Genomic DNA, 560 nt, shown 5'->3' with positions numbered 1-560 from the left:
AATCTTCTCAGACTCTTCATGGCTCAAGCCGATTGGGCCTTTAAGAATTGCATCCGCTGTATCACATAGATCAATCGTTTCCTGAGGGAAAGACTTACCATGTGAGAAGTAAGCACTGGCTCCGAATGGGCCGTCGATGCAATCAAAAACAACATCANGTTTTTCTTCAATTAGCTTTAATACACGCAAAGCCTGCTCTGTAATTTCTGGGCCAATGCCGTCACCTGCGAGAACCGCAATCTTGTATGTTTGAGTCATTATTTTTTCCTAGCGAAATAATACGTCGATATAAATGTGGGCGTATTGTAAAGATAGCGCCCCCTATCTGGCAAATAAATTGATTTATAAAGAAGACGATATGGCCATTCAAATAGCGCATATCGCCCATAATAGGTTGACGGGCGCGTCACCATTATGTAACTTGCTTACCCCTTAGATTAAAGTGTTAACAGAGCATTAGGCCAATCGCCTCGGTGTCGGGATACAAACTTCTGTTAACATGCTGTATGTAAACTAATTTGTTTTGAGATTTTGTGGAAATGGCGTACGAAAATATACTT

At 41.1% G+C, this 560-nt stretch carries 1 protein-coding gene; it reads right to left on the bottom strand.

Features of this window, described 5'->3' with window-relative positions; translation table 11 throughout:
- Window positions 1-258 (bottom strand): isocitrate/isopropylmalate family dehydrogenase (locus tag A3763_RS24565; protein ID WP_255376643.1); only part of this gene is annotated, 258 nt, incomplete at its 3' end.
- Window positions 259-560 lie beyond the last annotated feature (302 nt).

This window comes from Oleiphilus sp. HI0128, from assembly GCF_001635365.1.
Note: the sequence above shows the minus strand (reverse complement) of the source record. Positions and strands in the feature narration are given on the sequence as shown.